28 protein-coding genes and 1 tRNA gene are annotated in these 26,923 nt (G+C 70.1%); 4 read left to right on the forward strand and 25 right to left on the reverse strand.

The genetic code is table 11. The annotated features are described in order from the left end of the window. Entirely contained in the window at nucleotides 1-2,727 is a 2,727-nt protein-coding gene (gene secA / locus ACEZHJ_RS15040) for a preprotein translocase subunit SecA (protein WP_163141080.1), read from the reverse strand. A 104-nt stretch (nucleotides 2,728-2,831) separates the two neighbouring features. On the opposite strand from secA, the gene ACEZHJ_RS15045 reads away from it, so the two are divergent. Continuing rightward, complete coding sequence (locus ACEZHJ_RS15045) at nucleotides 2,832-3,293, forward strand: DciA family protein (RefSeq protein ID WP_018717299.1); 462 nt, start codon at nucleotides 2,832-2,834, stop codon at nucleotides 3,291-3,293. Between the two features lie 91 nt (nucleotides 3,294-3,384). Here ACEZHJ_RS15045 and adk read toward each other — a convergent pair whose 3' ends face one another. The 14 genes from adk to ACEZHJ_RS15115 form a co-directional block, all read right to left on the reverse strand. Next, nucleotides 3,385-4,041, reverse strand: a complete 657-nt coding sequence (gene adk / locus ACEZHJ_RS15050; RefSeq protein WP_018717298.1) for an adenylate kinase — start codon at nucleotides 4,039-4,041, stop codon at nucleotides 3,385-3,387. 196 nt (nucleotides 4,042-4,237) lie between these two features. Beyond that, nucleotides 4,238-5,002 carry an NRDE family protein gene (locus ACEZHJ_RS15055; protein ID WP_375036666.1) on the reverse strand — a complete coding sequence of 255 codons (765 nt, stop codon included), beginning with the start codon at nucleotides 5,000-5,002 and terminating at the stop codon, nucleotides 4,238-4,240. A 10-nt stretch (nucleotides 5,003-5,012) separates the two neighbouring features. Continuing rightward, on the reverse strand, nucleotides 5,013-6,164 hold the full coding sequence (gene bamB / locus ACEZHJ_RS15060) for an outer membrane protein assembly factor BamB (protein ID WP_018717296.1): 1,152 nt from the start codon (nucleotides 6,162-6,164) through the stop codon (nucleotides 5,013-5,015). Beyond that, entirely contained in the window at nucleotides 6,164-6,805 is a 642-nt protein-coding gene (locus ACEZHJ_RS15065; RefSeq protein ID WP_018717295.1) for a tetratricopeptide repeat protein, read from the reverse strand. Before ACEZHJ_RS15065 ends, bamB begins: the two co-directional genes overlap by 1 nt. A gap of 1 nt (nucleotide 6,806) precedes the next feature. Continuing rightward, on the reverse strand, nucleotides 6,807-8,114 hold the full coding sequence (gene hisS / locus ACEZHJ_RS15070; RefSeq protein WP_375036667.1) for a HisS family protein: 1,308 nt from the start codon (nucleotides 8,112-8,114) through the stop codon (nucleotides 6,807-6,809). Nucleotides 8,115-8,144: 30 nt separating this feature from the next. Beyond that, nucleotides 8,145-9,323, reverse strand: a complete 1,179-nt coding sequence (locus ACEZHJ_RS15075; RefSeq protein WP_084594087.1) for a RodZ domain-containing protein — start codon at nucleotides 9,321-9,323, stop codon at nucleotides 8,145-8,147. After that, nucleotides 9,310-10,089: a type IV pilus biogenesis/stability protein PilW gene (gene pilW, locus ACEZHJ_RS15080; RefSeq protein ID WP_018717292.1), complete on the reverse strand. Its 780-nt coding sequence runs from the start codon at nucleotides 10,087-10,089 to the stop codon at nucleotides 9,310-9,312. Before pilW ends, ACEZHJ_RS15075 begins: the two co-directional genes overlap by 14 nt. After that, nucleotides 10,086-11,222 (reverse strand): 23S rRNA (adenine(2503)-C(2))-methyltransferase RlmN, encoded by a 1,137-nt coding sequence (gene rlmN / locus ACEZHJ_RS15085; RefSeq protein ID WP_375036668.1) that lies wholly within the window; start codon nucleotides 11,220-11,222, stop codon nucleotides 10,086-10,088. The genes pilW and rlmN overlap by 4 nt, the downstream gene beginning before the upstream one ends. Then, nucleotides 11,200-11,628 (reverse strand): nucleoside-diphosphate kinase, encoded by a 429-nt coding sequence (gene ndk, locus ACEZHJ_RS15090; protein WP_163143830.1) that lies wholly within the window; start codon nucleotides 11,626-11,628, stop codon nucleotides 11,200-11,202. Before ndk ends, rlmN begins: the two co-directional genes overlap by 23 nt. 140 nt (nucleotides 11,629-11,768) lie before the next feature. Then, complete coding sequence (locus tag ACEZHJ_RS15095; protein WP_018717289.1) at nucleotides 11,769-12,095, reverse strand: iron-sulfur cluster assembly accessory protein; 327 nt, start codon at nucleotides 12,093-12,095, stop codon at nucleotides 11,769-11,771. Continuing rightward, nucleotides 12,092-12,502: an iron-sulfur cluster assembly scaffold protein gene (locus ACEZHJ_RS15100; protein WP_375036669.1), complete on the reverse strand. Its 411-nt coding sequence runs from the start codon at nucleotides 12,500-12,502 to the stop codon at nucleotides 12,092-12,094. Before ACEZHJ_RS15100 ends, ACEZHJ_RS15095 begins: the two co-directional genes overlap by 4 nt. 32 nt (nucleotides 12,503-12,534) lie before the next feature. Further along, nucleotides 12,535-13,764, reverse strand: a complete 1,230-nt coding sequence (locus ACEZHJ_RS15105; RefSeq protein ID WP_018717287.1) for a cysteine desulfurase family protein — start codon at nucleotides 13,762-13,764, stop codon at nucleotides 12,535-12,537. Next, nucleotides 13,764-14,597 (reverse strand): serine O-acetyltransferase, encoded by an 834-nt coding sequence (gene cysE, locus ACEZHJ_RS15110; RefSeq protein WP_018717286.1) that lies wholly within the window; start codon nucleotides 14,595-14,597, stop codon nucleotides 13,764-13,766. The genes ACEZHJ_RS15105 and cysE overlap by 1 nt, the downstream gene beginning before the upstream one ends. A 186-nt stretch (nucleotides 14,598-14,783) precedes the next feature. After that, nucleotides 14,784-15,512: an RNA methyltransferase gene (locus ACEZHJ_RS15115; RefSeq protein WP_375036670.1), complete on the reverse strand. Its 729-nt coding sequence runs from the start codon at nucleotides 15,510-15,512 to the stop codon at nucleotides 14,784-14,786. 86 nt (nucleotides 15,513-15,598) lie between these two features. Here ACEZHJ_RS15115 and ACEZHJ_RS15120 point away from each other — a divergent pair, with 86 nt between their 5' ends. Then, nucleotides 15,599-16,396: an inositol monophosphatase family protein gene (locus tag ACEZHJ_RS15120; protein ID WP_018717284.1), complete on the forward strand. Its 798-nt coding sequence runs from the start codon at nucleotides 15,599-15,601 to the stop codon at nucleotides 16,394-16,396. A 48-nt stretch (nucleotides 16,397-16,444) separates the two neighbouring features. On the opposite strand, the gene secF is transcribed toward ACEZHJ_RS15120, so the two are convergent. From secF to queA, 5 genes are all read right to left on the reverse strand, one after another. Beyond that, nucleotides 16,445-17,377, reverse strand: coding sequence for a protein translocase subunit SecF (secF, locus tag ACEZHJ_RS15125; protein ID WP_018717283.1), 933 nt, complete (start codon nucleotides 17,375-17,377; stop codon nucleotides 16,445-16,447). Between the two features lie 13 nt (nucleotides 17,378-17,390). Then, nucleotides 17,391-19,250, reverse strand: coding sequence for a protein translocase subunit SecD (gene secD, locus ACEZHJ_RS15130; protein WP_259201589.1), 1,860 nt, complete (start codon nucleotides 19,248-19,250; stop codon nucleotides 17,391-17,393). A 24-nt stretch (nucleotides 19,251-19,274) separates the two neighbouring features. Continuing rightward, nucleotides 19,275-19,670 (reverse strand): preprotein translocase subunit YajC, encoded by a 396-nt coding sequence (gene yajC, locus ACEZHJ_RS15135; protein WP_018717281.1) that lies wholly within the window; start codon nucleotides 19,668-19,670, stop codon nucleotides 19,275-19,277. A 78-nt stretch (nucleotides 19,671-19,748) separates the two neighbouring features. Continuing rightward, on the reverse strand, nucleotides 19,749-20,858 hold the full coding sequence (gene tgt / locus ACEZHJ_RS15140) for a tRNA guanosine(34) transglycosylase Tgt (RefSeq protein ID WP_211210584.1): 1,110 nt from the start codon (nucleotides 20,856-20,858) through the stop codon (nucleotides 19,749-19,751). A 2-nt stretch (nucleotides 20,859-20,860) separates the two neighbouring features. Beyond that, nucleotides 20,861-21,904 (reverse strand): tRNA preQ1(34) S-adenosylmethionine ribosyltransferase-isomerase QueA, encoded by a 1,044-nt coding sequence (gene queA / locus ACEZHJ_RS15145; protein WP_018717279.1) that lies wholly within the window; start codon nucleotides 21,902-21,904, stop codon nucleotides 20,861-20,863. 122 nt (nucleotides 21,905-22,026) lie between these two features. Here queA and ACEZHJ_RS15150 point away from each other — a divergent pair. Beyond that, nucleotides 22,027-22,113 (forward strand) — tRNA-Leu (locus ACEZHJ_RS15150). A gap of 82 nt (nucleotides 22,114-22,195) precedes the next feature. Here ACEZHJ_RS15150 and ACEZHJ_RS15155 read toward each other — a convergent pair. The 5 genes from ACEZHJ_RS15155 to ACEZHJ_RS15175 all read right to left on the reverse strand — a co-directional run bounded on the left by ACEZHJ_RS15155 (nucleotide 22,196) and on the right by ACEZHJ_RS15175 (nucleotide 25,642). Further along, entirely contained in the window at nucleotides 22,196-22,336 is a 141-nt protein-coding gene (locus tag ACEZHJ_RS15155) for an entericidin A/B family lipoprotein (RefSeq protein WP_018717278.1), read from the reverse strand. Between the two features lie 130 nt (nucleotides 22,337-22,466). After that, complete coding sequence (locus ACEZHJ_RS15160) at nucleotides 22,467-22,733, reverse strand: hypothetical protein (protein WP_375036671.1); 267 nt, start codon at nucleotides 22,731-22,733, stop codon at nucleotides 22,467-22,469. 166 nt (nucleotides 22,734-22,899) lie between these two features. Then, a complete protein-coding gene (gene glgC, locus ACEZHJ_RS15165) occupies nucleotides 22,900-24,168 on the reverse strand; it encodes a glucose-1-phosphate adenylyltransferase (protein ID WP_018717276.1) in 1,269 nt (422 codons plus the stop codon). 125 nt (nucleotides 24,169-24,293) lie between these two features. Then, nucleotides 24,294-24,938 carry a TIGR04282 family arsenosugar biosynthesis glycosyltransferase gene (locus ACEZHJ_RS15170; RefSeq protein ID WP_163138757.1) on the reverse strand — a complete coding sequence of 215 codons (645 nt, stop codon included), beginning with the start codon at nucleotides 24,936-24,938 and terminating at the stop codon, nucleotides 24,294-24,296. Continuing rightward, nucleotides 24,935-25,642 carry a TIGR04283 family arsenosugar biosynthesis glycosyltransferase gene (locus ACEZHJ_RS15175; RefSeq protein WP_163138758.1) on the reverse strand — a complete coding sequence of 236 codons (708 nt, stop codon included), beginning with the start codon at nucleotides 25,640-25,642 and terminating at the stop codon, nucleotides 24,935-24,937. Before ACEZHJ_RS15175 ends, ACEZHJ_RS15170 begins: the two co-directional genes overlap by 4 nt. A 173-nt stretch (nucleotides 25,643-25,815) precedes the next feature. Between ACEZHJ_RS15175 and ACEZHJ_RS15180 the strand changes: the two genes are divergently transcribed. Next, the gene (locus ACEZHJ_RS15180; RefSeq protein WP_018717273.1) at nucleotides 25,816-26,847 is read left to right on the forward strand and encodes a zinc-dependent alcohol dehydrogenase family protein; all 1,032 of its coding nucleotides are present in this window, start codon (nucleotides 25,816-25,818) and stop codon (nucleotides 26,845-26,847) included. Nucleotides 26,848-26,923 lie beyond the last annotated feature (76 nt).

A 26,923-nucleotide genomic window follows, 5' to 3' on the forward strand; every position in this document is an offset into this window, starting at 1 on the left:
TCAGCCCGCCAGCCGGCCGTGGCAGTGCTTGTACTTGCGCCCGGAGCCGCAGGGGCAGGGCTCGTTGCGCCCGACCTTGCGGCCGTCGCGCACGAACGTCCCGCTCTCGCCGCTGTCCGCGGCGGCCGCACCGTCCTCGCCGGCGGCGTCACTCATGGCGCTCGCCTCGGCATGCTGGGCCCGCATGGACGCCTGCTCGCGGGCATGGCGCTCCTCCTCCGCGGCGCGCGCCTCCTCCTCGGAGCGCACGTGAACGTGGCTGAGGATCTTGATGGTCTCGCGCTTGATGCCCTCGAGCATCTCCTGGAACATCGCGAAGGCCTCGCGCTTGAACTCCTGCTTGGGGTCACGGCTGGCCATGCCGCGCAGCTGGATGCCCTGGCGCAGATGGTCCATGGCGGCGAGGTGGTCCTTCCAGTGCGCATCGAGCACCTGCAGGAGGAAGCTCTGCTCGACCTGGCGCATGAGCTCGCTGCCGATCTCCGCCTCCTTCTCACGGTACTGCTCGGCGATGTGCTCCTGGATGCGCTCGCGCAGCGTCTCCTCGTGGAGGTCGTCCTCCTCGTCGAGCCATTGCTGCACCGGCAGCCGGGCGTTGAACTCCGCGGCGAGGGCCTCCTCGAGGCCGGCGATATCCCACTGCTCGTCGATGCTGCCCGGCCGGATGTGCTCGCTGATCACCGCCTCGACGACGTCCCCGCGCATCGCCTCTATGGTCTCGGAGATGTCCTCCGAGCGCAGCAGCTCGTCGCGCTGCTGATAGACCACCTTGCGCTGGTCGTTGGCGACGTCGTCGTACTCCAGCAGGTGCTTGCGCATGTCGAAGTTGTGGCCCTCGACCTTGCGCTGGGCATTCTCGATCACCCGCGAGACCATCCCGCTCTCGATGGCCTCGCCCTCCTCCATGCCAAGGCGCTGCATCAGCCCCGAGACGCGCTCGGAGGCGAAGATGCGCAGGAGGCTGTCCTCCAGGGAGAGATAGAAACGGGTCGAGCCCGGGTCGCCCTGACGGCCGGAACGGCCGCGGAGCTGGTTGTCGATGCGCCGGGATTCATGACGCTCGGTGCCGATGACGTGCAGGCCGCCGGCCTCGATCACGGCGTCGTGCCGGGCCTGCCAGTCCGCGCGCTGGCGCTCCCCGGCCTCCCCGGAGGTATCGTCGCCGAGCTCGGCGAGCTCCGCGTCGAGGTTGCCGCCGAGCACGATATCGGTGCCGCGGCCGGCCATGTTCGTGGCGATGGTCACCGCACCCGGGCGGCCCGCCTGGGCGATGATGCCCGCCTCGCGCTCGTGCTGCTTGGCGTTGAGGACCTCGTGGGGGACCTTGGCACTGCGCAGCTCCCGGGAGAGCAGCTCCGAGGCCTCGATGGAGGTGGTGCCCACCAGTACCGGCTGCCCGCGCTGGTGGCAGTCCCGGATGTCCTCGAGGATTGCCGCGTACTTGTCCTGCTGGCTGAGATAGACCAGGTCGTGGTGGTCCTCGCGGACCATGGGCTTGTTGGTGGGGATGACCACCACCTCCAGGCCGTAGATGTGCTGGAACTCGTACGCCTCGGTGTCGGCGGTACCGGTCATGCCGGAGAGCTTGTCGTAGAGGCGGAAGTAGTTCTGGAAGGTGATCGAGGCGAGAGTCTGGTTCTCGGCCTGGATCTCGACCCCTTCCTTCGCCTCGACCGCCTGGTGGAGGCCGTCACCCCAGCGCCGCCCCGGCATGGCGCGGCCGGTGAACTCGTCGACGATCACGATCTGGCCTTCGCGCACGAGGTAATGGACGTCGCGCTGGAAGATTGCATGGGCCCGCAGGGCCGCATTCAGATGATGGACGAGGGAGATGTTGCGGGCGTCGTAGAGGTTCTCGTCCTCCTTGAGCAGGCCGCTCTCCTTGAGGATCTGCTCGGCGCGCTCCTGGCCGTCCTCGGTGAGATAGACCTGGCGGGCCTTCTCGTCGACGCTGAAATCACCAGGCCCCTCTTCCTCCTCCTGCCGGGTGAGGCGGGGCACGAGCTGGTCGATACGCTGGTAGAGCTCGCTGGACTGCTCCGCCTGTCCGGAGATGATCAGCGGGGTACGCGCCTCGTCGATGAGGATGGAGTCCACCTCGTCGACGATGGCGAAACCGCGGCCGCGCTGGACCCGCTCCTCGAGGCGCAGGGCCATATTGTCGCGGAGGTAGTCGAAGCCGAATTCGTTGTTGGTCCCGTACGTGATGTCCGCGGCGTAGGCGGCGCGCTTGTCCTCGGGGTCCATTCCCGGCACCGCGACCCCGACCTCCAGGCCCAGGAAGCGATAGACCCGTCCCATCCACTCGGCGTCGCGCCGGGCCAGGTAGTCGTTGACCGTGACCACGTGCACCCCGGTGCGCGGCAACGCGTTCAGATAGGCGGCCAGCGTGGCGACCAGGGTCTTGCCCTCACCGGTCTTCATCTCGGCGATCCGGCCCTCATGGAGCACCATGCCGCCGATGAGCTGGACGTCGAAGTGGCGCATCCCGAGCACCCGGCGGGCCGTCTCGCGCACGGTGGCGAACGCCTCGGGCAGGAGGTCGTCCAGGCTCTCGCCGGCCTCGAGACGCTCGCGGAACACCGCGGTACGCCCGGCCAGGGCGTCATCGTCGAGCTTCTGGACGGATTCCTCGAGGTCGTTGATGCGCTGCACCGTCTTGCGCATCCGGCGAACTACGCGGTCATTGCGACTGCCGAAGACCTTCTTGGTAATGGCACCTAACATATGGACGTCATCCGAGCTGGCATGGGTGCGGGCTGAAAGCGGTAGTCCACTTCGCGACAGGGCGCTACTATAGCGTATTCATCCATCCATTAGCAGGGTCACTAATGCCGGCGGATCAGCGCGGCAACGGTCGTCCGAAGGTCCTGCGCGGGGTCCTGCACCGGGGCAACACCGTGCTGGAACGGCTCGGCGCACGCACCCGGGAGACGACCCGGTGGCAACGCCGGCTCCAGCGCGTGCTGCCCGATGAGCTACACGGCCAGTGGCGCCTCGCCGGGTTGGACCGCGATGCCCTGGCGTTGGTTGCACACTCTCCGATCTGGGCCACCCAGCTGCGATACCGGCAGGGGGAGCTGCTGGAGGCCGCCGCATCGCTGATCGACCAGCGCCCCCGTACGTGCCGGATCACCGTCGAGCCGCCGCGACTGCGCACCCGTCGTGCGCCGCCTCGGCGGCTGAGTGGCACGAACGCCCGCCTGCTGGAGACCACCGCCGAGGGCTGTGACGACCCACGGCTGGCCGACGCACTGCGCCGGCTGGCCAGTCATGGCCGGGGCGGGGACTAGCCGCCCCGCCGGAACGTCCGGCACGACACGGGGCCGGGCCGGAATACGCACGCGGGCGGGACTGGACGCAGCCCGCCCGCGTTATCGGGGCTCAGTCGACGAGCTCGGCGCGGATACGCGCCTGCACGTCCTCGACGCTGCCGCGGCCGTCCACGCTCACGTACTTCGGCGCATCCGGCCCGCCCTTTCCGGCGAGATCGCGATAGTAGTCGACCAGCGGACGGGTCTGCTCATGGTAGACCTCCAGGCGCTTGCGGACCGTCTCCTCGCGGTCGTCGTCGCGCTGGACCAGCTCCTCGCCGGTCTCGTCGTCGCGGCCCGCCGCCTTCGGCGGGTTATGCTCGACGTGATAGACCCGCCCGGAGCCGGGATGCACGCGCCGCCCGGTCATACGCTGGACGATCTCTTCGTCCGGCACCTGGATCTCGACGACGTTGTCGATGCGGATGCCCTCCGCCGCCAGGGCGTCGGCCTGGGCGATGGTGCGCGGAAAGCCGTCGAAGAGGAAGCCGTTGGCACAGTCCGGCTCGGCCACGCGCTCCTTGATCAGGCCCATGATGATCTCGTCGGAGACCAGCCCGCCGCTGTCCATGACCTTCTTGGCCTCCTGGCCGAGGGGCGTACCCGCCTTGACGGCGGCGCGCAGCATATCCCCGGTGGAGATCTGCGGAATGCCGTAGGTCTCGCACAGGGCCTGCGCCTGAGTCCCTTTACCCGCCCCCGGGGGGCCCAGAAGAATGATGCGCATGAGTCGAACTCCTCCAATGTCGCTCGCTGGCGTTTTCGCTCGCGGCCGGGGCGAAGCCCGACGGCCGGGTCCGGAGGGACCCTCCGGACGGAGGCCAACGAGCCTATCACCCGCCCCCGGGGGGCGCAATTCAGCCCGGGGGACCACGCGAACGCGCCGATGCGCCGGGTAACCTGCCCGCCGGGCCCGCCGACCGTCAGCCCATGACGCGGAAGGCCTCCCGGGTCTCCCCCGTCGGCCGGCCGGCCGGGTCAAAACGCCGCTCGACGAAGGTCGCGGTACCGTCGTCGGCGACGATGTAAACGCTAGAGGCACGGGTCCCGTAGCGCTCGCTGACGATGAACGCCGGTGCCAGCAGGCGCTCCCACTCCAGCGGGACACCGGTATCCGGGAGCGCGTCGTCGGGAACGCCGCGGCGATCGTGAAGCAGCTCGAGAAGCACGCCGGCGTCGACGGCGTCCGCCGCCAGCAACTCCGCCAGCCCGTCACGGGCCCGCCGGACCTTGGGCCAGGGGGTGTCCAGGGTGTGGTTGCTCAGGCCGTACAGCCCCGGCCCGAGCCGTTGTGACTCGCCGGTCCGGTTGCACAGGTGCACGAGCCCGCCGCCGTGCGCGTCACCGGCGAGCAGATTGAAACCGCCGTACTGGCCGGCGACGCCGGCCAGTGCGTCGAGACCGGCTTCGAGGCGTTCGTGGGCAAGCATCGCCGCGGGCAGCTCGCCGCGGGAGCGCGGCGCCGCCTCGGTGGAGGGATCGCGGAAGTTCGTGACCGCGGCGAAACGGCCGCGCCGGTCCACCGCAAACCAGGTGCCGCCGGCACGCAGGTCGCGCCCCGCCAGCACCGGCGGGTCGTCCCACCACGCCGCCGGCGCGGCGGGGCGTTCGTGGAACTCGTCGCGGTTGGCCGCCACCACCAGCGGGTAGCGGGGATGGTGGCCCGCCGCGGCGACGATCAGGCACATGCCGTCGCGATCACGAGCCCGGCAGGGACCAGGACTGGAGCTGGCCGCCGGTGGAGAGGGTATAGAGCCGGTGACCCACGACCAGCGGGGCGACCGTGATGCGGGTATCCGCGGCATGTCGCCGCGCCAGGATCTCGCCGCTGTCCGCGTTCAGCCAGCTCAGGTAACCGTCATCACCCGCCACCACGACGTACCCGTCCTGGATCGCGGGGCCGGCGAGGGCCTCACCGGACAGGGCGTCCTGGCGCCACAGCGAAGCGCCGTTGGACGGATCGAGCGCCCAGACACGGCCCCCGGTATCGGGCACGATGAGACGACGCCCGGCGAGCGCCAGACCGGCGTTCCCGGAGAGCTCGCGGGCCCAGACCACCTGGCCGCTCTTGAGCGCCACACCGGCCACACGGCCCTGGTAGGCCACGGCGAACGCCGCATCCCGCGCCACGAGGGGATCGGCGTCGATGTCAATCATCCGGTCCAGATCGGTCTGCCCCTTGGGCACGGCCACGGACGCCTCCCAGACGGGAGTGCCCTCGCTCAGCGACAGCGCCACCAGGCGGCCGTTATCGAAACCGACGATGGCACCGCCCTCGGCGATCACCGGGGCGCTGTGCCCGCGCACGGTCAGGGTCGGGACGTTGCGGTCGTAGAGCCAGCGGCGCTCACCGCTGTCCGGCTCCAGGGCGAACACGCGCCCGTCGTTGGTCCGGACCACGACCACGTCGTCGCCGATCGCCGCCGGCGCGAGGACCTCGCTGGTGACCCCGGAGCGCCAGAGCACCTCGCCGTCGTCGGCGGACAGGCCGATGACCTCGCCCTTGCGCGTGCCGATCACCACCAGGCCGTGCCCGGCCGCCGGTCCGCCGGACAGGGGGGCGCCCAGGTCCTGGGTCCACTCGGTCCGTCCGTTCTCGGCATCGAACGCGTAGACCGTGCCGTCGGCGCCCGCCGCATAGATCCGCTCGTCCGAGTAGGCAGGCTCCAGCCGGTCATGCAGACCGCCGGCCTCGCCCACATCGCGGGACCACACCATCTCCGGTTCCAGACCGCCCGCGACGGACACGCCGCCGGGCGGATCCGTCGCCTCGAAGGCGTCGGGCGTGGCGCAACCGACGAGGGCCGAGCCGAGCACGAGGGCCAGGGAAAGCCGGGCTATCCGCGACATCATGAGGCCTCCCCGACCTCGGCACCGAGGTCATTGAGCTTCACCCGCACGTACTGGCTGCGCTGGCTGCCGGGCTCGCTGTCCATGGCTGCACGATAGGCCTCGATCGCGTCGTCGTGACGGTCCAGCGCCACGAGGATATCGCCGCGCAGCTCCTGGTAACGGGCCGCGAACGGTCCACCCGGCACCGGCTCGAGGGTCGCCAGGGCGCCCTTGCCGTCACCGAGGGCGTGCTGAACCTCCGCGAGACGCAGCCGCGCGACCTGCCGCAGGGCATCGCTGGAAGCGTTGTTGCGCGCCCAGTCCAGCCGCGCCCGGGCCGCCTCGAGGTCGCCCCGGCCGGCGAAGTACTTGGCCGCCGCCAGGCTGCCGAGAACGGCGTAGGGACTGTCGCCGGAGTCTGCACGCAGCGCCTCCACCGCCTGCTCGACGGCGTCCGGGCGATCCTCGGCCACCGCCTCGTTGAGCGCGTCGTAGCGCGCCGACGCCTCCATGGCGCTGCGCTCCTGCCAGGACTCCCACTGCTGCCAGCCGACCACCGCGGCAACCGCGATGATCACGCCCGCAATCACGGCCCGGCCGTTCTCGTGCCACCAGCGCCGGAGCGCCTCAAGCTGTTCCTCTTCGGTGGTGTATGCCACGTCAGCCCCCTCCGTTGATGTCGTCACGCCGGGTCGCCACGGCAGCGAGCTGCCCGACCAGCGCATCCTCGTCGAGCCGCACCTGATCGCCTTCGCCGCGCAGGTCCTTGAGCCCGACCCGGCCCTCCGCCAGCTCCTCCTCGGCCACGATCAGCGCGTACCGGGCACCGCTGCGATCGGCTCGCTTGAACTGGCTCTTGAACGAGCCGCCGCCGCTGTTGAGCTGCAGCCGCAGCGCCGGCAGCCGGTCGCGCAGACGCTCGGCAAGACGCATCGCCTCACCGCGGGGCGCCTCGCCCATGATCACCATGTAGGCGTCCACCGCGGGCGCCGCCCCTTCGGCCGCATCGGCCTCCGCATCCACCACCAGCGCCACCAGGCGCTCGATACCGGCAGCGAAGCCGATGGCCGGGGTCGCCCGGCCGCCGAGCTGGGCGACCAGTCCGTCGTAACGCCCACCGGCGAGCACGGTGCCCTGGGCACCGAGACGGTCGCTCACCCACTCGAAGACGGTGCGGCTGTAGTAGTCCAGACCGCGAACCAGGCGCTCGTTGACGGTGTACGGCTGGCCGGCGGCGTCGAGCAGCTCGCGCAGGCGCCCGAAGTGCGCCTCGGACTCCTCGTCCAGCGCGTCCAGCAGGCTCGGCGCCGAGGCGATGACCTCGCGCATCGCCGGGTTCTTGCTGTCCAGCACGCGCAGCGGGTTGCTCTCCAGGCGCCGGCGCGCGTCGTCGTCGAGGACGTCCTCGTGCTTGCGCAGGTGCGCCTGGAGGCGCTCGCGGTACGCCCGGCGCGCCTCCGGCGTACCGAGGCTGTTGATCTCCAGGCGCACGTCGGTAAGGCCGATGGCCCGGAGCATGCGCCCGGTCATCAGGATCATCTCCGCATCCACGTCCGGGCCGTCGAGGCCGAAGACCTCCGCCCCGATCTGGTGGAACTGCCGGAAGCGCCCCTTCTGCGGGCGCTCGTAGCGGAACATCGGCCCCATGTACCAGAGCCGCGGCTGCGCGCCGTGCAGCAGCCCGTGCTGCAGGGCCGCTCGCACGCAGCCGGCGGTGCCCTCGGGGCGCAGGGTCAGGCTCTCACCGTTGCGGTCCTCGAAGGTGTACATCTCCTTCTCGACGATGTCGGTGATCTCGCCGATGGAGCGGGCGAACAGCTCAGTGCGCTCCAGCACCGGCAGCCGGATCTCCTGGTAACCGTAGGCGGACACCGTCCGGCGAAGGCGCTGCTCGACATCGCGCCAGAGCGCGCTCGCGCCGGGGAGAATGTCCGCGAAGCCACGCAGGCTCTGCAGGCTACTGCTCAAGTCGTTCTCCGTGATGATTGGGTTCGGCGGTCAGCGCGACTCGCCCAGGGTGAAACGGGCGACGCGTCCGTTGGCGCGGTCCGCGAGGGGGACAGCCTGGCCGTCGTGGCTCAGCGAGACCACGCTGACGTCGCCGACAACGATCTCGAACGGCGGCTCACCGGTCACCGTGCGGGTCTCGCCGCCGCCGACCAGCCCGAACAGCAGACGGTCGCCGGCGGCGTCGGTGACCTCCATCCAGGACTCGCCGGTAAACTCGAAGGTCAGACGGTCGCTTCCCGCCGGCGCGGGGCCGGCCCCGTCTCCCCCATCCTCTTCGCCAGCGGCCGCCGCCGTGGTGCCGGCAGCCCCGTTCCCGACAGCGGCGTCTGCGCCGGTCATGGCAACCCCGGACGCCGCGTCCGCGGCGGACGCACCACGCGCCGTGCCGGACGACGTGCCGGTATCCGCGGCCGCCGGCGATTCCGTACCGCTTTCAGGCGCACCCGCAGCCGCCGAGTCACCGACCTCCGGCGCGGTACCCGTCGACCCGGCGCCTCCGGTCCCGGTATCGCCGGCGCCGGTAATGCCGGTCTGCTCACCGGATGCCGCCACGCCGGCGTCCTCCGGCGGGGCAGAGGCCGCACTGCTCCCTGTGCCCGTCACAGCGTCCCCCTCAACACCGGAGGCGGCCCCGCCGGAGCCTTCCGTCGCGTTGGCGCCCTGCTGCTCGACCGTACCGCTCGCCGCGGGCGCCGACGCCCCGACCTCGGGCTGGTCCCGGCCGATCAGGGCACCGAAACCGTCGTCGTTGAACCAGAACCACCCGGCCACGGCGAGCACCGCCACCACGAGCACGACCAGCAGCCAGGGCGTGCCGGCGGGCAGGCCTGCCCCCCGCCGCGGCCCACTCTCGGAGCCCGGGGGCGTGAACGTCGGCGAGGCGTCGCGGACGCCCAGGCGGTCGAAGGCCTCGAGGATCTCGGTTTCCGGCAGCTCCAGAAACCGCGCGTAGGAGCGGATATAGCCGCGGGTGAAGGTCACCGGCGGCAGATCGTCGTAGCGATCCTCCTCGATCGCCACCACCACGTGGCGGTGCAGGTGCAGCGCGTCGGCCACCGCGCCGACAGCGAGCTCCCGGCGCTCGCGGGCCAGACGCAGGCGCCGGCCGGGTCCATGCCCACCGGTCTCCTCGGGGGCCTCCGCCACGGGTGAATCAAAGCTTGCCATCGCTCTCCCACTCCAGCATCTGGCGCGTCTCCGGCGATTCGGGGAAACGATTGTTCAGCAGCAGCCGGTAGCTCGCCACCGCATCCTGGTTGCCGAGCTCGTGCTCGATGCGCAGGCCGAGCCACGCGGACTGGGCGGTCTGCGGCGCGGCATCGAGGTAGCGCTGGTAGAAGGCGCGCGCGTTGAGGTAATGGCCCTGCTCGTAGCGCAGGCGTGCCATGCGCAGCAGGGCCGGCGGGAAGGTCTTGTTCGCTTCCAGGGCGCGCAGGAGGTAGTCCTCCCCGACGTCCTTTCGGCCAGCGTTGAGCGCGCAGTTGCCGGCGTTGGTCAGGGCCACCGCGACGCGGTCATAGAGCGGATTGTCCGCCGCGCGGTCGAACATCGTCAGGCCGCGGTCGACATCGCCGCGGTCACACAGGAAGCGTCCGTAGTTATTGAGCGCCGTGCCGTTGTTACCGTCGAGCTCCACGGCGCGCCGGTAGTGCTTCTCGGCCTGCTCGGGCCGGTCCAGGCGCTCGTAGACGATCCCGGTCACCGTGTGCGCGTCCGCGTTGTCCGGATCCTGGCGCAGCGCCTTGCGCAGCTTGCGCAACGCCTGCCGGGGCTCGCCCTGCTGCAGGTAGCGCACGCCGAGCTGGGTATTGGCGCTGGCCGCCTGCTGGCTGTCGGTCTTGGGCTGCGAATCCGGCGCGGGCTCCTGCTGGGGCACGTTCGCACAGGCGCTCAGCCCGAGTGCCAGCACCACCGCCAGCCAGACACCCCTCATGCCGCACCCTCCGGGGCGGAACGGCCCCAGCGGGGATGCCGGCGGAGGCGGTCCGAGACCTCGCCCACGAGCTGGCCGCAGGCCCCGTCGATATCCTCCCCCCGGGTCCGGCGCACCGTGGTGATGTAGCCGGCGCGCTGCAGCAGCGAGGCGAAGCGCTGGATCCGCTCCGCCGGCGAGCATTCGTACGCCGCGCCGGGGAACGGATTGAAGGGGATGAGGTTGATCTTCGAGGGGATGCCCTCGAGCAACCGCGCCAGCTCCCGGGCGTGGCCGTCGCTGTCGTTCACGCCGTCGAGCATCACGTACTCCCAGGTGATGCGGCGGTGGGGCGTATTCGCCACGTACTGCCGGCAGGCGTCGAGCAGCTCTGCCAGGGGATAACGACGGTTCACCGGCACGATCTCGTCACGCAGGGCGTCGTTGGGCGCATGCAGGGACACCGCCAGGCTGATGTCGCTCTCGCCCGCGAGCCGGCGCAGGTTCGGCACAAGCCCGGAGGTGGACAGCGTCACGCGCCGCCGGGAAAGCCCGTAGGCGTGCTGATCGACCATCAGCCGGGTCGCCGGCACCACGTTCCGGTAGTTCGCCAGCGGCTCGCCCATGCCCATGAGCACCACATTGGTCACCCGGCGGCCGCGCCCCTCGGCGTCGAGCGCGGACTGGGCGAACCACACCTGGCCGATGATCTCCGCCGTGGAGAGGTTGCGGTTGAACCCCTGCTGGGCGGTGGAGCAGAAGGTGCAGTCCAGCGCGCAGCCGACCTGGGAGGACACGCACAGCGTGCCGCGGTCGTTCTCGGGGATGAACACCGTCTCGATGGCGTTGCCGCCCTCCAGCGAGAGGACCCACTTGCGCGTGCCGTCCCGGGACTCCTGATCGAATACCGGGCTCGGCAGACGGACCTCGGCGTGCCGGTGCAGCTGCGCGCGCAGCGACTTGCTGAGATCGGTCATCGACTCGAAGTCGAGCACACGGCGCTGGTGCAGCCACTTGAGCACCTGCACGGCGCGGAACGGCTTCTCGCCGAGATCGGCGAAGAACCGCTGCAGCCCCTGGCGGTCCAGGTCGAGCAGGTTCACCCGACCCGGTGCATCGCCGGGGTTGGCATCAACTACGGGCGCAGAGCTCATCGTCGCCAAAAAAGAACTCGATCTCGGTCTTCGCCGTCTCCGCCGCATCGGAACCGTGGACGGCGTTTGCGTCGATGGTCTCGGCGAGATCGTGACGGATGGTACCCGCGGCCGCCTCGGCCGGGTTGGTCGCGCCCATGATCTCGCGATTCTTGCGGATCGCGTCGTCGCCCTCGAGCACCTGCACCATCACCGGCCCCGAGGTCATGAACGAGACCAGCGCGTCGAAGAACGGCCGCTCGCGGTGCACCGCGTAGAAGCCCTCGGCCTGCTCGCGGCTGAGGTGCAGCATCTTCGCGCCGACGATCTTCAGACCCGCCTTCTCGAAGCGGCTGTAGATCTCGCCGATCGCGTTCTTCGCCACGGCGTCGGGCTTGACGATGGAGAGGGTGCGTTCAACGGCCATGCGGCTACTCCGTGTTCGGTCGCAGTGGATTCCAGGATGTTAACGAGGCTCGCCGGCACCCCCGGACGGGGGCGCCGGCTAAAGGCGGACAGTCTAACCCGGGGCGCCGGACCGGGCAATTGAGCCCCCCGGCGACCGGCTCACGCCACGGAGAAGCTCTCCCCGCAGCCGCACTCGGCGGTGGCGTTGGGATTGCGGAACGCAAACCGCTCGTTAAGGCCCTCGCGCACGAAGTCGACCTCCATGCCCTCGATGAACGGCAGGCTCTTGCGGTCCACCACGACCCGGACGTCACCGACGTCGAAGACGGTATCGTCCTCGCCGACGGCATCGGCGTAGTCCACGGTGTACATGAACCCGGAGCAGCCGGACGTGCGAACCCCGAGCCGCAGGCCCACGGCGTCATCGCGTCCCGCTACGGAGCGGCGGATGTGCGCCGCCGCGCGATCGGTTACCTGAATACTCATTTGCCACAACCTCCGTCGTCGCCGGACCGCCCGCCGATGGCCACCAGCCGCTCGGCCGCGGCGGCGAGCGCGTCTTCGACCACCAGCGTACCATCCATATGGGCCGCGGGAATGGCCAGTGCCTCACTGATTCGACGCGCCGTCAGGTCCCCGAGTTCCGTCAGCGGCCGGCCGGCGACCGCCTCGCATAGCCAGTCCGCGGCGGCGACCACCGCCGGATCGCCGAACGCCTCGAAACGCGCGGCGGTGACGCCGCCGGCCGTGTCGCCGCACAGCCAGATCCTCACCATCGCGCCGGCCGGCACCCGGCCGGCCTCCCCCGCGAGCCAGCCGGTCCCATCGGGACGGCCGGCATGGGCGGGGGCGGCGAAACGTGCGGCCACGGCCCCGCCGTATGTCGACGCCACGGCGGGATCCAGCGGTATCGCCCCGCAGCCCGTCATATCGACACCAACGGAGTGCGGGTCCCGTAGACCGACTGGATCGTCTCGCCGGCGGCGAGGCGTTGCCACACCGGTGAGAAGCCGCGCAGATGCCCCACCGCAGCACCGATCACCGCCACCGCCCGATCGACCTCCCCGGCAGTGGTCGGCCCGCCCAGGCTGAGGCGCAGCGAGGCGTGGGCCAGGGCATCCGGCCGGCCCATGGCGCGCAGCACGTGGGACGGCGCCGGCACGGCCGCCGCACAGGCCGAGCCCGCGGAGACCGCCAGGCCGTCCAGCAGGCCGGCAAGCGCGGCGCCATGCACCCCGGGAAACGAGACATTGACGATATGCGGCGAACCATCCCGACGCCCGTTGAGGATCACACCGCCGATCTCGGCCAGGCCGGCAAGCAGGCGACCCCGCAGCGCCTCCAGGTGACGGCCGTCCCGGGCCGCGTTGCGCACGCACCGCGCCACTGCCGCCCCCATACCGACCACCTGCGCCACGGGCACCGTGCCCGGCCGCAGACCACCCTCCTGGCCGCCGCCATGGAGCAGCGGCATGAGCCGGACCCGCGGGCGACGACGGACATACAGCGCCCCCACGCCCTGGGGGCCATAGCACTTGTGGGCCGAAAGCGAGACCAGGTCGGCAGGCAGCCCGGAGACGTCCAGCGACACCCGGCCGAGGGCCTGGGCCGCATCGACATGCAGCAGCGCGCCGTGCCCCTTCACCCGTTCGGCGATGGCCGCCAGGTCGGGGATCACGCCGGTCTCGTTGTTCACCGCGGACACCGACACCAGGACCGTGCGCGCGGTCAGCGCGGCGGCGAGCGCCCCGGCGCTCACGCCGCCGTCCGACTCCGGCGGCACCCGCGTCACCGTGAACCCCTCGCGCTCCAGGGCCTCACAGCTCGCCAGCACCGCGCGGTGCTCGGTGGCCAGGGTGACGAGATGATCACCGCGTCCGCGCGCGTGCTGGTGACGCGCCGCCCCCTTGATCGCGAGGTTGTCGGCCTCGGTCGCCCCGGAGGTCCACACGATCTCGTCGGCCGACGCCCCCAGGGCCCCGGCGACCCGGGCACGGGCCTGCGCCACCGCGGCGGCGGCATGCCGGCCCACCGCGTGGGCACTCGCCGGGTTCCCGGCCAGCCCCTCCAGCCACGGTCGCATCGCGGCCAGAACCGCCGGGTCCAGCGGGGTGGTCGCCGCGTAGTCGAGATAGACCGGGCCGGGATCCGTCATCAGTGCGTGCCGGTGCGGGGGCTCTCCGAGTCGTCCGCACCGGACGCCTCGCCGGAGGCCTCCTCGGTCTCCTCGCCGGCCCCGGTCTGCATGCCGCAGTCACCAAGCTCGGGCAGACGCTCGTCGCTGACCTCGGCGCCGAGCTTGCGCATGGCGCGGCACATCTCCTCGAGGCGCTCGTCCGTGGTGTGGACATGGTCCAGGATGGCGTTGATGGCGTTGGCCACCGGGTCGGGCATGTCGCGGGTGGCGCCATAGGCATCGAAACCGATGCGCCGCGCGGTCGCCTCGCGCCGGCGGTCCTCCTCGGTAACGGGCTCCGGCCGCCGGGCCACCCGCGCGGGGACGCCGATCATCGTCGCGCCCTCCGGCACGTCCTTGACCACCACGGCGTTGGAACCCACGCGGGAGCCGTCGCCCAGGGTGATCGGCCCGAGGATCTTCGCCCCGGCACCGACGATGACGTTATCGCCCAGCGTCGGGTGGCGTTTGCCCTTCTCCCAGGAGGTCCCGCCGAGGGTCACGCCCTGGTAGAGCGTGCAGTCGTCGCCGATCTCCGCGGTTTCGCCGATGACGATACCCAGGCCGTGATCGATGAAGAACCGCTCGCCGATACGGGCACCGGGGTGAATCTCGATGCCGGTGACCCAGCGGGCGAACAGCGAGAGGAACCGTGCCAGCCAGCGCACGCCGCGCTGCCACAGCCAGTGGTTGCAGCGGTGGAAGATCAGCGCGTGCACGCCGGGATAGCAGGTGAGCACCTCGAAGACGTTGCGCGCCGCCGGGTCACGGTCGAAGACGCAGGCGATATCTTGCTTGATGCGGTCGAACATGATGAAGGGAGGCCCCGTATCGATGCCGGTGGATGGTTGAGCGGCCCACGGGACGCGGAGCACCGGCACGTGCGGGCCCCGCGCCGGCCCGGATAGCACCGCCGGGGCGCTATCCGGGCCGGCTACACGAGAAACGGCCGGGACCGGGCAGCATGGCAATCATGCATGCAGTATAACGGTACGGATTCATTCCCGGCCATCCGGCGGCGGAAGCCTGCGCTCCACCGCGGCGAGGATCCCGCGAAGGATATTCACCTCCGTGTGCTCCGGCACCGCCCGGTTGAACAGCCGGCGCAGGCGCTGCATGAGGTGTTTCTGGTCCGCCGCCGCCGCGTAGCCGCTGGCCGCCATGACCCGCGCCAGGTGGTCGTAGAGCCCGGCGAGGTGATTCGCCGAGGCGGGTGCGTCGTCCACCCCCGCCGTCGGCAGCGCCGCCCCCACCGCGGCGAGGCGCAGCTCGTAGCACACGACCTGAACCGCCGCGGCCAGATTGAGCGAGGCATAGTCCGGATTGGCGGGGATATGGACCAGACGGTGGCACCGCCCGATCTCCTCGTTGGTCAGCCCGGAGTGCTCGCGCCCGAACATCACCGCCACCGGTGTATCCGGCGCACCGGCGATCTCCGCCGCCGCGTCCCGGGGGCTGAGCGCGGGCACGCCGTGACGGCGCGGTCGCGCGCTGACGCCGAAGACCCGGCCGGCACCGGCGAGCGCGGTATCCACATCCGCCGTAACGGTCGCGGCGTCCAGCACGTCCGTGGCGGCGCCGGCGTTGGCGCGGGCGTGGTCGTCGACCGCGCAGGCCGCGACCAGTGCCAGGCGCGAGAGGCCCATGGTCTTGAGCGCCCGCGCCGCGGCGCCGACGTTACCGGGATGGGTGGTGCCGACAAGCAGCACCTGAACGTGATCGAGCATCCCCGCTGGCTCCGGACAGGACAGGCGCGCATTATTGCTGTTATGCTTTACGGCTGTCCATTGCTGGCCGGAATAGGCGATCCCCAATGCATCCGATGGTGAATATCGCTGTGCGCGCCGCGCGCAGCGCCGGTAACGTCATTGTCCGCAACCTCGACCGGCTCGACCGCGTGCGCGTGGAGAGCAAGGGGGCGAACGACTTCGTCAGCGACGTGGACATCATGGCCGAGCGCGAGATCGTGTCCACGCTGCGCCGCGCCTACCCGGACCACGCCATCATCGGCGAGGAAGGCGGCGGCGAGGCGAATGCCGACTATGTCTGGCTCATCGACCCCCTCGATGGCACCACCAACTTCCTGCACGGCTTCCCGCATTTCGCGGTCTCCATCGCCGTGCTCCACCGCGGACAGCTGGAGGCGGGGGTGATCTACGACCCGGTGCGCCAGGAGCTGTTCACCGCCAACCGCGGCGGCGGCGCGACCCTCGAGGGCCGGCGCATCCGCATGCGCGAGCGGGGCAGCATCGACGGCGCACTGCTCGGCACCGGCTTTCCCTTCCGTCACCCCGAGCACAAACCCGCCTACCTGGGGATGTTCGCGGATGCGATGGAGCATGCCGGTGACATCCGGCGGGCCGGCTCGGCCGCACTGGACCTCGCCTACGTGGCCTGCGGCCGGCTGGACGGCTATTGGGAGCTGGGGCTCAGCCGCTGGGACATCGCCGCGGGGGCGCTGATGGTGCAGGAGGCCGGCGGCCTGGTGACGGACTTCACCGGAGAGACCGGGTATCTCGACAGCGGCAACGTGGTCGCGGGTAGCCTGAAGCTGCACGGCAGCCTGCTCGGCACCATCCGCCCCCATCTCACCGAGGCGCTGCGCCGCTAGCACACTGCCGCGGGGCCACCCGGGCCGGGCCGCCCCGCGAACCGCGGATCAGGGATGGTTCTCCTGGTCCGCGCCCTCCTTCTCCGGCGGGATCAGGTCCTCCTTGCTCACCCCGAGGCGCAGCGCCAGGGCGCTCGCCACGAAGATCGAGGAGTAGGTCCCGACGCCGATACCCACGAGCAGCGCCTCCGAGAACGGCCGAATGAGCTCACCGCCCAGCACCGCCAGGGCGATGACGACCAGCAGTGTCGTCGCGGAGGTCATCAGCGTGCGCGAGAGGGTCTGGTTCAGCGACATGTTCGCCACGTCCACCGGGGTGCCCTTGCGTACGCGTACGAAGTTCTCGCGGATACGGTCGAACACCACGATGGTGTCGTTGAGCGAGTAGCCGATCACCGCGAGCAACGCGGCGAGCACCGTGAGGTCGAACTCCACGCCCGTCACCGAGAAAAAGCCCAGGGTGATGGTCACGTCGTGCACCAGCGCCGCCACCGCCCCCAGGGCGAAGCGATATTCGAAGCGGAAAGCGACGTAGGCGAGAATGCCGGCGAGCGCGTAGAGCATCGCCAGTCCGCCCTGCTCCTTGAGCTGATCGCCCACCTGGGGCCCGACGAACTCCACCCGCCGCAGCTCCGGCTGGCGGTCGCCGCCGCGGGCGGCGGCGAGGATGCGGTCACCGACGCGCTGCCCCGTGGCCCCTTCCGGGGGTACCCGGATGAGCACGTCCTTGGCGGTGCCGAAATGCTGGACCACGGCGCTGGTGAACCCGGCGTCCCCGATCTCGCTTCGCACCTCGTCCAGGGACACCGGCTTCTGGTAACCGATCTCCACCAGCGTGCCGCCGGTGAAGTCGAGCCCGAAGTTCAGCCCGCGCACGGCGAGCGAGCCCACGGCGATCAGGAGCAGGACGAGCGAGACGACGAACGCGATGCGCCGCTTGCCGAGAAAGTCGATCTGCGTGTCACGTTTGAACAGGTTCATGCTGGACCTCGCCCTAGATCGAGAGCCGCGCCTTGCGGCGGGCGCCGTAGATGAGATTCACCAGCCCGCGGGTGCCCATGATCGCCGTGAACATCGATGTCACGATGCCGATGGACAGGGTGACCGCGAAGCCCTTGACCGGGCCGGTACCGAAGGCGAAGAGCACGATCGCTGCGATCAGCGTCGTGATGTTCGCGTCGGCGATGGTCGAGAACGCCTTGCCGTAGCCGGAGTCGATGGCGGTCCGCGCCGAGGCCCCGGCCCGTATCTCCTCGCGTACACGCTCGAATATCAGCACGTTGGCGTCCACGGCCATACCCACGGTCAGCACGATGCCGGCGATGCCGGGCAGCGTGAGCGTGGCCTGCAGGAGCGACAACGCGGCGACGATGAGCACGAGGTTCAGCAGCAGCGCCACGTCGGCGACCAGACCGAAGACCCGGTAGTACAGCGCCATGAACGCGACCACGAGCAGGAAGCCGACCACCACGGCGGCGAGGCCCTGATTGATGTTCTCCTGGCCGAGGCTCGGCCCGATGGTCCGTTCCTCGACGATCTGCAGCGGCGCGGCGAGGGAGCCGGCCCGCAGCAGCAGCGCCAGGTTGCGCGCCTCGCGCGGGTTCTCCAGCCCGGTGATCCGGAAGCGGCTGCCGAGCTGCTCCTGGATCTGGGCGACGCTGATGACCTTGCGGTCGGTCTGCTGGCGACGCTGCACCTCGCCGTTGACGCGCTGGGTCACCGTCTGGGTCTCGATGAACAGCACCGCCATGTAATCGTTGACGTGCTGGGCCGAGAACCGGGTCATGAGGTCGCCGCCGGCGGCGTTGAGGCGGATGGTCACCTCCGGCTGGCCGGTGCGCTGATCAAGCCCGGACTGCGCGTCGGTGATGTACTCGCCGGTGAGGATGGCGTTGTCCTCGAGCATCACGTAGCCGCCGTCCTGGCGCGGGTACACCTCCGAGCCCGGCGGCACCGGGCCGTCCGCACCGCCCTGGTAGGGGAAGTTGTCCATGTCCACGGGCCGGAACTCGAGCGTCGCCGTGGCGCCGAGGATGTCCTTGGCGCGGGCGGTGTCCTGGACACCCGGGAGCTGGACCACGATGCGGCTGCGACCCTGGCGCTGGATCACCGGCTCGGCCACGCCGAGCTCGTTGACCCGGTTGCGCAGGGTGGTGATGTTCTGCTCGACGGCGAAGTCGACGATCTCCTGGACCTGCTTCTCCGGCAGCTTCGCGCGCATCCAGAACTGCCCGTCGGACTCGTCCGAGGTGAACTCGAGCTCACGGTAGTCGTCGCTGAGGACCTGGAAGGCCTGCTCGCGCTCCTGGGCGGCGTCGAAGCCCAGGCGCAGGCTGGTGCCGTCCTCGCTGATGTCCGTATAGCGCACGCGCGCCTCGCGCAGCGCCTTGCGGAACTCGTTGGTATAGCGATCCATGTGCTGCTGGATCGCCGCATCGGTGTCCACCTCCATGAGGAAATGAACACCGCCGCGCAGGTCGAGGCCGAGGAACATCGGCCGCGCCCCCAGCGCCCGCAGCCAGTCCGGTGTGGACTGCGCGAGGTTGAGCGCGACCGTGTACTTCGGCCCCAGAGAGACGTCCAGCTCGTCCTTGGCGGCGAGCTGGGCCTCGGTGTTGTTGAGGCGGACCAGGAAGCGGCCCTCGCGCACCTCGGTGCCCTTGACTGCCAGTCCCATGCCCTCGATGCGGTCGACGACGCGCTGCTGCACGGTCTCCGCCGGAGGGTCACCGGACTCAGTGGATATCTGCAGCGCCGGGTCCGAGCCGAAGAGGTTCGGCAGCGCGTAGATCACCCCCACCACGAGCACGACCGCAAGGATGAGGTACTTCCAGAGCGGATAGCGGTTGGTCATGCCGACTCCCTGGTCGCGGCGGGATTACTGCTCGTCCGACTTGCCGGCTTTCTTCCCCGACTTGTCCTGGCCGCTGTCGGCCTTCTCCAGCTTCTGCTTGAGCGTGCCCTTGGGCAGCACCTGCGCCACGGCACTCTTCTGCAGCCGGATCTCGACATTCGGGGCGATCTCGACGCTGGCGAAGTTCTCGCCGACATCGGTCACCTTGCCGGCGAGCCCGCCGCTGGAGACGATCTCGTCGCCCTTGGCGAGGCCCTCGACGAGCTTCTTGTGCTCCTTGGCGCGCTTCTGCTGGGGACGGATCAGCAGGAAGTAGAAGATGACGATCAGGGCAACGGGAAAGATCAGACTGGTGAGCGTACCGCCCGGTGCGGCCCCGCCCTGCCCCTGGGCCAGGGCATCGGAAATCAGGAAGTCCATACGAGTCTCCTCGATATCATTGACGTATCAACTCCGCGGCCACCGCCTCCCGGGTGACCCGCAAAGTCGCGCATTATGTCACAGCCCCCGGCGCTTGGCGTAGAACGACGCCGCCCAGTCCTCGAAGCGGTCCGCCTCGATCGCCGAACGGATTCCCGTCATCAGCCGCTGGAAATAGTACAGGTTGTGCAGGGTGTTCAGCCGTGCCCCCAGGATTTCCCTGCAACGGTCCAGGTGCCGCAGGTAGGCCCGTGAGTAGTGTCGACACGTATAACAGCCACAGGTTTCATCGATGGGTCGGATATCTTCCGCGTGGCGCGCATTGCGGATGCGAAGCACCCCGGTCTCGGTGTAGAGAAAGCCGTTGCGCGCGTTACGCGTGGGGATGACGCAGTCGAACATATCCACGCCGCGGCGCACCGCCTCGACGATGTCTTCCGGCTTGCCCACGCCCATGAGATAGCGCGGATGGCCGGCGGGCAGCTGGGGCTCCAGGTGCTCGAGCACGCGGTGGCGCTCCTCGGCGGGCTCACCCACGGCGAGGCCGCCGATGGCATAGCCGTCGAAGCCGATCTCCGTGAGCCCCTGGAGCGAGGCCGTGCGCAGACCCTCGTGGACCCCGCCCTGAACGATGCCGAACAGGGCGTTGGTATTGCCGAGCTCGTCGTGACGGGCCCGCGAGCGGGCCGCCCAGCGCAGCGAGCGCTCCATCGAGGTGCGCGCCTCGGCCTCGCTCGCCGGATACGGCGTGCATTCGTCGAAGATCATCACGATGTCCGAGCCGAGGTCGTGCTGCACGGTCATCGACTCTTCCGGCCCCATGAACACCTTCGCCCCGTCCACCGGCGAGCGGAAGTGCACGCCGGCCTCGGTGATCCGGCGCGTCCGGCCCAGGCTGAACACCTGGAAGCCGCCGGAGTCGGTGAGGATCGGCCCGTCCCAGCCCATGAAGTCGTGGAGATCGCCGTGGGCACGAATGATCCGCGTGCCCGGCCGGAGCCAGAGGTGGAAGGTGTTGCCGAGGATGATGCCGGCGCCGAGCTCCTCGAGCTCCTCCGGCGTCATCGCCTTGACCGTGCCGTACGTCCCCACCGGCATGAACGCCGGTGTCGGCACCGAGCCCCCCCGGGAAAAGGTCAGCGTGCCCCGGCGGGCGCGGCCGCTGCGCGCCGCGATCTCGAAGTCCACGCTCATGCCCGGGCCTCCGGGCTGGGCGGCTGGATGAACATCGCGTCTCCGTAGCTGAAGAACCGGTAGCGCGCCTCGACGGCGTGGCGGTAGGCCGCGAGCACGTGCTCGCGGCCGGCAAAGGCGCTGACCAGCATGATCAGGGTCGATTCCGGCAGGTGGAAGTTGGTGATCATCGCGTCCACCGCGCGGAAGCGATAGCCGGGGTAAATGAAGATATCGGTCTCGCCGCTGAATGCCGCCGGCGTGCCGGCGCGGGCGCAGGTCTCCAGCGCGCGCACCACCGTCGTGCCCACCGCCACCACCCGGCCGCCACGCTCGCGGGTACGCGCCACCGCTGCGGCTGTGTCCGCCGGCACGTTCAGCCACTCGCTGTGCATGTGATGACGCGTAATGTCCGCCTCGCGGACCGGCTGGAACGTCCCCGCCCCCACGTGCAGGGTAACGCGCGCGGCCTCCACGCCGGCACCGGCGAGCCCGGCCAGCAGCGACTCGTCGAAATGCAGGCTCGCCGTGGGCGCGGCGACCGCACCGGGGCGCTCGGCAAACACGGTCTGGTAGCGCTCGCGGTCCAGGCCCTCGTCCGGCCGGCGGATGTACGGCGGCAGGGGCATGTGGCCGTGGCGTTCCAGCAGTTCGAGCAGCGGCGTGTCGCCGGCGAAATGCAGCCGGAAGAGCGCGTCCTCGCGCGCGACGACCTCCGCCTCGATCCCGCCCTCCAGCACCAGCCGTCCCCCCGGCTTCGGCGTCTTGTTCGCGCGCAGGTGCGCCAGCGCCTCGTGCTCGCCGGTCAGGCGCTCGACCAGCACCTCCACACGCCCGCCGCTCTCCTTGCAGCCATGCAGGCGCGCGGGGATGACACGGGTGTCGTTGAGTACGAGCAGATCCCCGGGTGCAAGCAGCCCCGCGATATCGGTGAACCGGCGGTCGGCAACCGCACCGGTCTCGCCGTCCAGGCAAAGCAGCCGGCTCGCGGTCCGCTCCGCCAACGGGCGGGAGGCGATCAGCTCGTCGGGCAGTTCGAAGTGGAAGTCGCTGCGATCCATTGGGGCCGTGCCGTTATCGAACAGCCGGCGATAGTATCAGGGCCGCCGCACGGCGGCGAATCCCCGCGCCCCGCCGGCGCCTTCACGGGGTGTCCGCGGCTGACGTATACTGAAGCCGCCCTGCCGGGATGGCGGAATCGGTAGACGCGTCGGACTCAAAATTCGATGCCCGAAAGGGCGTGGGGGTTCAAGTCCCCCTCCCGGTACCAGCTTGCGGATACGAAGAAGCCGGCCTGCGGGCCGGCTTCTCTCGTCGGGACGAACACGCCCGCCGGGCGCTCCGCCCTGTGCCTAATCGCTCGCCTTCTTCTCGATCGCCTCTCCGGTGTTCTTCACGTCCTTGCCGAAGCCTTCCATGGTGTTGCAGCCCGCGATCACGAGGACCCCGGCGATCAGCGTCAGGGCAATGATGGCACGCAGCGTACTAGCCATTTTCCGTCGTCTCCTCACTCAGTGGGGTGGATTCGTCGACAACCGAAATCATACGGCCAAAAACCATTCGCGCAAACGACAGCGGCGGCCCGGAGGCCGCCGCTGCACAGTGGCGCCGCCGGCGTGTCATTCAGGCGACGTGCCGCCGGCCCTCGCGGCTCTCGCCGCCGCGGGCACGCTCGTTGACCGAGACCACGTTGCCCGCCGGCGCGCTGCCACCGAAGCCGAAGCGACGCCCGAGCCAGTTGCGAATCGCGGTGACACCATGCTGGATCGTGCGGGCGCGGGCCCGGCGCATCTCCTGCATCAGCCAGTGATCCCGCTCCGCGGCGGTCATGGCCATCAGGTCCTGCGCCCTGGACGGGAAGAAGATGAGATCACGCCCCTCATTCTGCATGGTGAACCTCCGATTCAGAACATTGTTGAAAACACCACTGATTCTGCTGTCGCCATGCTGCACCGCGACATAGCTAATTCTAGGGCTGTAAAGGGATTAATTCAATGGATACAGGATTGTCGCCAGTGACCGTTCGTCGGCCGAAAAACGATGGAAATCGTTTCCATCACCGGACATGGGCGACCTCCTGGCCAAGCATCTCCGCGGTGACCAGGACCACCCCGCCGGAGGAGACGTAGAAGCGCTCGCAATCCGCCTGCTCGTCCTCGCCGATCACCGTCCCGGGCGGGATACGGCAGCCCTCGTCGATCACGCAGCGGCGGATCCGCGAACCCGCTCCCACCTCGACGTCGGGCAGAATGACGGCGTCCTCCACCCGGGCCCGCGGACGCACGCGGACCTGGCTGAACAGCAGCGAATGGCGCACCTCGCCCTCGATGAGGTCACCGCCGGAGACCATCGCGTCCACGGCGATGCCGCCGTGACCCTCGCCGTCGTGGATGAACTTCGCCGGCGGCAGCTGCGCCTGGTAGGTCCAGATCGGCCAGTCCTCGTCGTAGAGGTCGAGTTCCGGGGTCCGGCCGATGAGCTCCAGGTTCGCCTCGAAGAAGGCGTCCACGGTGCCCACGTCCCGCCAGTAGGGCTGGGCACCGGACTCAGGGTCGGCGAATGGATAGGCCATCACCCGGTCCTGCTCGATCGCGGCGGGGATTATATCGCGGCCGAAGTCCCGGGAAGAGTTGATGTCCTCGGCGTCCGCGCGCAGGCGCTCGAAGAGATACTCCCGATTGAAGATGTAGATGCCCATGGACACCAGCGCCCGGTCGGGATCGTCCGGCGTAGGCTCCGGGTCCACGGGCTTCTCGGCGAAACGCAACACGTGCCCGTCGGTATCCGCAGTCATCACCCCGAACGAGCGCGCGCGCTCACGCGGCATGCGCACGCAGCCCACGGTCATGTCCGCCCCGCTCGCGGCGTGCTGGGCGATCATCGGCCCGTAGTCCATCTTGTAGACGTGATCGCCGGCGAGCACGAGGACGTAGCCCGGGTTGTGGGCCTGGATGATGTCGATGTTCTGATGGATGGCATCGGCGGTCCCCGCGAACCACAGGGGCTTATCCAGGCGCTGCTGGGCCGGGACGACCTCGATGAACTCCCCGAACTCACCGCGCAGGAACCCCCAGCCGCGCTGGACGTGCTGGATCAGCGAGTGCGCCTTGTACTGGGTGATCACCTCGATGCGGCGGATGCCCGAGTTGATACAGTTCGACAGCGGGAAGTCGATGAGACGGAACTTGCCGCCGAACGGCACCGCCGGCTTGGTCCGCCAGTCGGTGAGGTTCGCGAGCCGGCCGCCGCGGCCGCCCGCCAGTATGATCGCGAGGGTGTCGCGCGTAAGACGGCTGACGAAGCGGGGGTTGCGCTCCAGAAACATCGCCACTCCTAGTAGCGGCCTGACTCCGACAGGCCACCTGCCCGGGAAAGCGGGCCGTTATGCGGTCCGCCGGCATCGATCCGGGCCCTGAGCGGCGAGCGTTATGCCGCTGAACCCGACGGGCCTCAAGGATACCCGTGGCGCGGGCGACCTCCAAGCGGCCGCCGGCCGCGCTCGCGCCGCCAGCGGTGCAGATCCCGCCAGTCATCCACGTCCCAGGCCGGTGCCAGCTCGGTAAGGGGGACGCCGGCAGCAGCAAGACGGCGGCGCGTACGGGGCATCAACCGGGGATCGCCCCAGGGCATGCGCACGAACGCCTCGGGCACGGGCCGGGAGGCCCCCACCAGCGCATAGCCGCCGTCCTCGGCCGGGGCGAGCACCACACCTGCCCCCGCCTCCAGCGCCGCGAAGGCCCCGGTCACATGGGCACGGGTCACGCCAGCGCAGTCCGCACCGACGATCACCGGCAGACCGCCGCCAGCCAGCACGCGCCGCAGCGCGCGCTCCATCCGCGCCCCGAGGTCGCCCGGCCCCTGGGTCCGGAAATCACCGCCGTGACGCTCAGCCAGGCGCCGCAGCGCCGGGTGCGGCGCCCCGGCCCCAACCACGGTAAGCCGGGCGCCGCCGGCGCCGGCGAGGCGGACAACCGTATCGCGGAGCAGGCCCCGGTATGCGGCCAGCGCGGCACGGTCGCCGATACGCCGCGCCAGCCGGGTCTTCACCCGCCCGCGCAGCGGGGGCTTCGCGAAGATCAGCAGATGACGGCTCACGGGGCATCGCCACTACGGTAGTAGCGCCGGTGGAGACGCTGCGGATCGGCGCCGAGCCGGTAGGCCAGGCGCAGGCGCCACATCAGTGCGATCGTGCGCCACGCGCCGTTACGCTCCCAACGCCGGCTGGAGGTCACCAGCGGCCCGGGCGCGCACCAGGGGGGCGCGACACGGCGCAGCCGGGCCGACAGCGCGATATCCTCCATCAGCGGCTGCTCCGGGAATCCGCCCACGCGCCGGAACACGCCGGCGTCAACGAACAGTCCCTGGTCTCCGGTGGCAATACCGGTCCAGCGTGAACGGGTGTTCATGGCCGCGGCGATGACCCGGTAGAGCCAGCGGTCACCGCTCAGACGCACGTCGAACCGCCCCCACGCGGCACCACCGTCGACGGCGTCGAGAAGCGCGTCCCGGCATCCGGGGGTGAGCCGCGAGTCCGCGTGCAGGAACCACAGCATCCCGCCGCAGGCCCGGGCGGCGCCCGCGTTCATCTGCCGGGCACGCCCGGGCGGCGTGCCCACGACCCGGTCCACCCGCCGCGCCGCGGATGCGGGCGTACCGTCACGGCTGCCGCCGTCCGCGACGATGACCTCGTCCCCGGCCTCGCGAAACGGCACCAGGGACGCCAGCAGCCCGGGCAGGACGGCCGCCTCGTCGAGGACGGGGATAATGATCGACAGCCGCGGCGTCACGTCTTGCTCCATGGGCGCGGGATGGCCCGCCGACAGGGGGATTCTGACACGAACACCGGCCTCCGCTCACCGCACGGCGGCCGGCGGCTGTCCGGCGTGCCTCACCGACGATGGTGATCCTGGCCGGCGGCGGAGCTAGACTGGGGATACCACGTAACGGCCTGTAAAGGCAGGGAGGCAACGCGATGAAGGCACTGGTCTACGAAGGACCCGGCAAGCGCACATGGCAGGACCGTCCGGATCCGTCCGTCGAGAAACCCACGGATGCGGTCGTGCGAATCACCCACACGACCATCTGCGGCACCGATCTGCACATCCTCAAGGGCGACGTCCCCACCTGCGAACCGGGCCGTATCCTCGGCCACGAGGGTGTCGGCGTGGTCGAGTCCGTGGGTGACGGCGTCGCCGGCGTAAAACCCGGGGACCCGGTGCTGATCTCATGTATCACCGCCTGCGGGCGCTGCGATTACTGCAAGCGCGGCGTCTACGCCCACTGCCGCGACGGCGGCTGGATCCTCGGCCACCGCATCGACGGCACCCAGGCCGAGCGCGTGCGCATCCCCCACGCGGACAACAGCCTCTACCGCCTGCCCGAAGGACTGGACCCGGCGGCCGCGGTGATGCTCAGCGACATCCTGCCCACGGGCCACGAGATCGGCGCGCTCAACGGCGAAGTCGGGCTCGGCGATACCGTCGCGATCGTGGGCTCCGGGCCCATCGGCCTCGCCGCCCTGCTCACCGCGCGCTTCTACTCCCCCGCGCGCATCATCATGATCGACCCGGACGAGAACCGGCTGGCGATGGCGCGGCAGCTCGGCGCCACCGACACGGTCACCGGCGACGCGGTGGACACGGTCATGGACATGACCGGCGGTGAAGGCGTGGACGTGGCCATGGAGGCCGTGGGGATCCCGGACACGTTCGATATCTGCCAGCGCATCGTCCGCCCCGGCGGTCACATCGCCAACATCGGGGTCCACGGCAAGGGCGTGACCTTCCACCTCGAGGACCTGTGGATCAAGAACATCACGGTCCGTACCGGCCTGGTGAACACCAACACCATCCCCGTGCTCATGCGCATCCTCGAGGCCGGCGGTGTCGATGCGGCCGGGCTGGTGACCCATCGCTTCCGGCTCGACGAGGTGGAGCGGGCCTACGACGTGTTCTCCCGCGCCAGCGACGAGAAGGCGATCAAGGTGCTGCTGACCGGCGAGTGAACCCGCCGTACCGCCGCCTCGCGCGGGGCGGCGGTATTGCATAGACAGAGCACGATGATATACTCCCTCGCGTTCT

The sequence above is a fragment of the Arhodomonas sp. KWT2 genome, from assembly GCF_041949875.1.
Taxonomy (GTDB): domain Bacteria; phylum Pseudomonadota; class Gammaproteobacteria; order Nitrococcales; family Nitrococcaceae; genus Arhodomonas; species Arhodomonas aquaeolei.

What these genes read in the sequence shown, in the direction of transcription:
- ndk (WP_163143830.1), bottom strand. Translation starts at nt 11,628, where the DNA reads ATGGCCGTTGAACGCACCCTCTCCATCGTCAAGCCCGACGCCGTGGCG.
- ACEZHJ_RS15115 (WP_375036670.1), bottom strand. Translation starts at nt 15,512, where the DNA reads ATGCTCGATCACGTTCAGGTGCTGCTTGTCGGCACCACCCATCCCGGT.
- ACEZHJ_RS15055 (WP_375036666.1), bottom strand. Translation starts at nt 5,002, where the DNA reads ATGTGCCTGATCGTCGCCGCGGCGGGCCACCATCCCCGCTACCCGCTG.
- cysE (WP_018717286.1), bottom strand. Translation starts at nt 14,597, where the DNA reads ATGTTCGACCGCATCAAGCAAGATATCGCCTGCGTCTTCGACCGTGAC.
- queA (WP_018717279.1), bottom strand. Translation starts at nt 21,904, where the DNA reads ATGGATCGCAGCGACTTCCACTTCGAACTGCCCGACGAGCTGATCGCC.
- bamB (WP_018717296.1), bottom strand. Translation starts at nt 6,164, where the DNA reads ATGTCGCGGATAGCCCGGCTTTCCCTGGCCCTCGTGCTCGGCTCGGCC.
- adk (WP_018717298.1), bottom strand. Translation starts at nt 4,041, where the DNA reads ATGCGCATCATTCTTCTGGGCCCCCCGGGGGCGGGTAAAGGGACTCAG.
- ACEZHJ_RS15095 (WP_018717289.1), bottom strand. Translation starts at nt 12,095, where the DNA reads ATGAGTATTCAGGTAACCGATCGCGCGGCGGCGCACATCCGCCGCTCC.
- secF (WP_018717283.1), bottom strand. Translation starts at nt 17,377, where the DNA reads ATGAACCTGTTCAAACGTGACACGCAGATCGACTTTCTCGGCAAGCGG.
- ACEZHJ_RS15075 (WP_084594087.1), bottom strand. Translation starts at nt 9,323, where the DNA reads ATGGCAAGCTTTGATTCACCCGTGGCGGAGGCCCCCGAGGAGACCGGT.
- secA (WP_163141080.1), bottom strand. Translation starts at nt 2,727, where the DNA reads ATGTTAGGTGCCATTACCAAGAAGGTCTTCGGCAGTCGCAATGACCGC.
- ACEZHJ_RS15175 (WP_163138758.1), bottom strand. Translation starts at nt 25,642, where the DNA reads ATGGAGCAAGACGTGACGCCGCGGCTGTCGATCATTATCCCCGTCCTC.
- rlmN (WP_375036668.1), bottom strand. Translation starts at nt 11,222, where the DNA reads ATGAGCTCTGCGCCCGTAGTTGATGCCAACCCCGGCGATGCACCGGGT.
- ACEZHJ_RS15180 (WP_018717273.1), top strand. Translation starts at nt 25,816, where the DNA reads ATGAAGGCACTGGTCTACGAAGGACCCGGCAAGCGCACATGGCAGGAC.
- ACEZHJ_RS15045 (WP_018717299.1), top strand. Translation starts at nt 2,832, where the DNA reads ATGCCGGCGGATCAGCGCGGCAACGGTCGTCCGAAGGTCCTGCGCGGG.
- ACEZHJ_RS15105 (WP_018717287.1), bottom strand. Translation starts at nt 13,764, where the DNA reads ATGACGGATCCCGGCCCGGTCTATCTCGACTACGCGGCGACCACCCCG.
- yajC (WP_018717281.1), bottom strand. Translation starts at nt 19,670, where the DNA reads ATGGACTTCCTGATTTCCGATGCCCTGGCCCAGGGGCAGGGCGGGGCC.
- ACEZHJ_RS15160 (WP_375036671.1), bottom strand. Translation starts at nt 22,733, where the DNA reads ATGCAGAATGAGGGGCGTGATCTCATCTTCTTCCCGTCCAGGGCGCAG.
- pilW (WP_018717292.1), bottom strand. Translation starts at nt 10,089, where the DNA reads ATGAGGGGTGTCTGGCTGGCGGTGGTGCTGGCACTCGGGCTGAGCGCC.
- ACEZHJ_RS15155 (WP_018717278.1), bottom strand. Translation starts at nt 22,336, where the DNA reads ATGGCTAGTACGCTGCGTGCCATCATTGCCCTGACGCTGATCGCCGGG.
- secD (WP_259201589.1), bottom strand. Translation starts at nt 19,250, where the DNA reads ATGACCAACCGCTATCCGCTCTGGAAGTACCTCATCCTTGCGGTCGTG.
- glgC (WP_018717276.1), bottom strand. Translation starts at nt 24,168, where the DNA reads ATGTTTCTGGAGCGCAACCCCCGCTTCGTCAGCCGTCTTACGCGCGAC.
- ACEZHJ_RS15120 (WP_018717284.1), top strand. Translation starts at nt 15,599, where the DNA reads ATGCATCCGATGGTGAATATCGCTGTGCGCGCCGCGCGCAGCGCCGGT.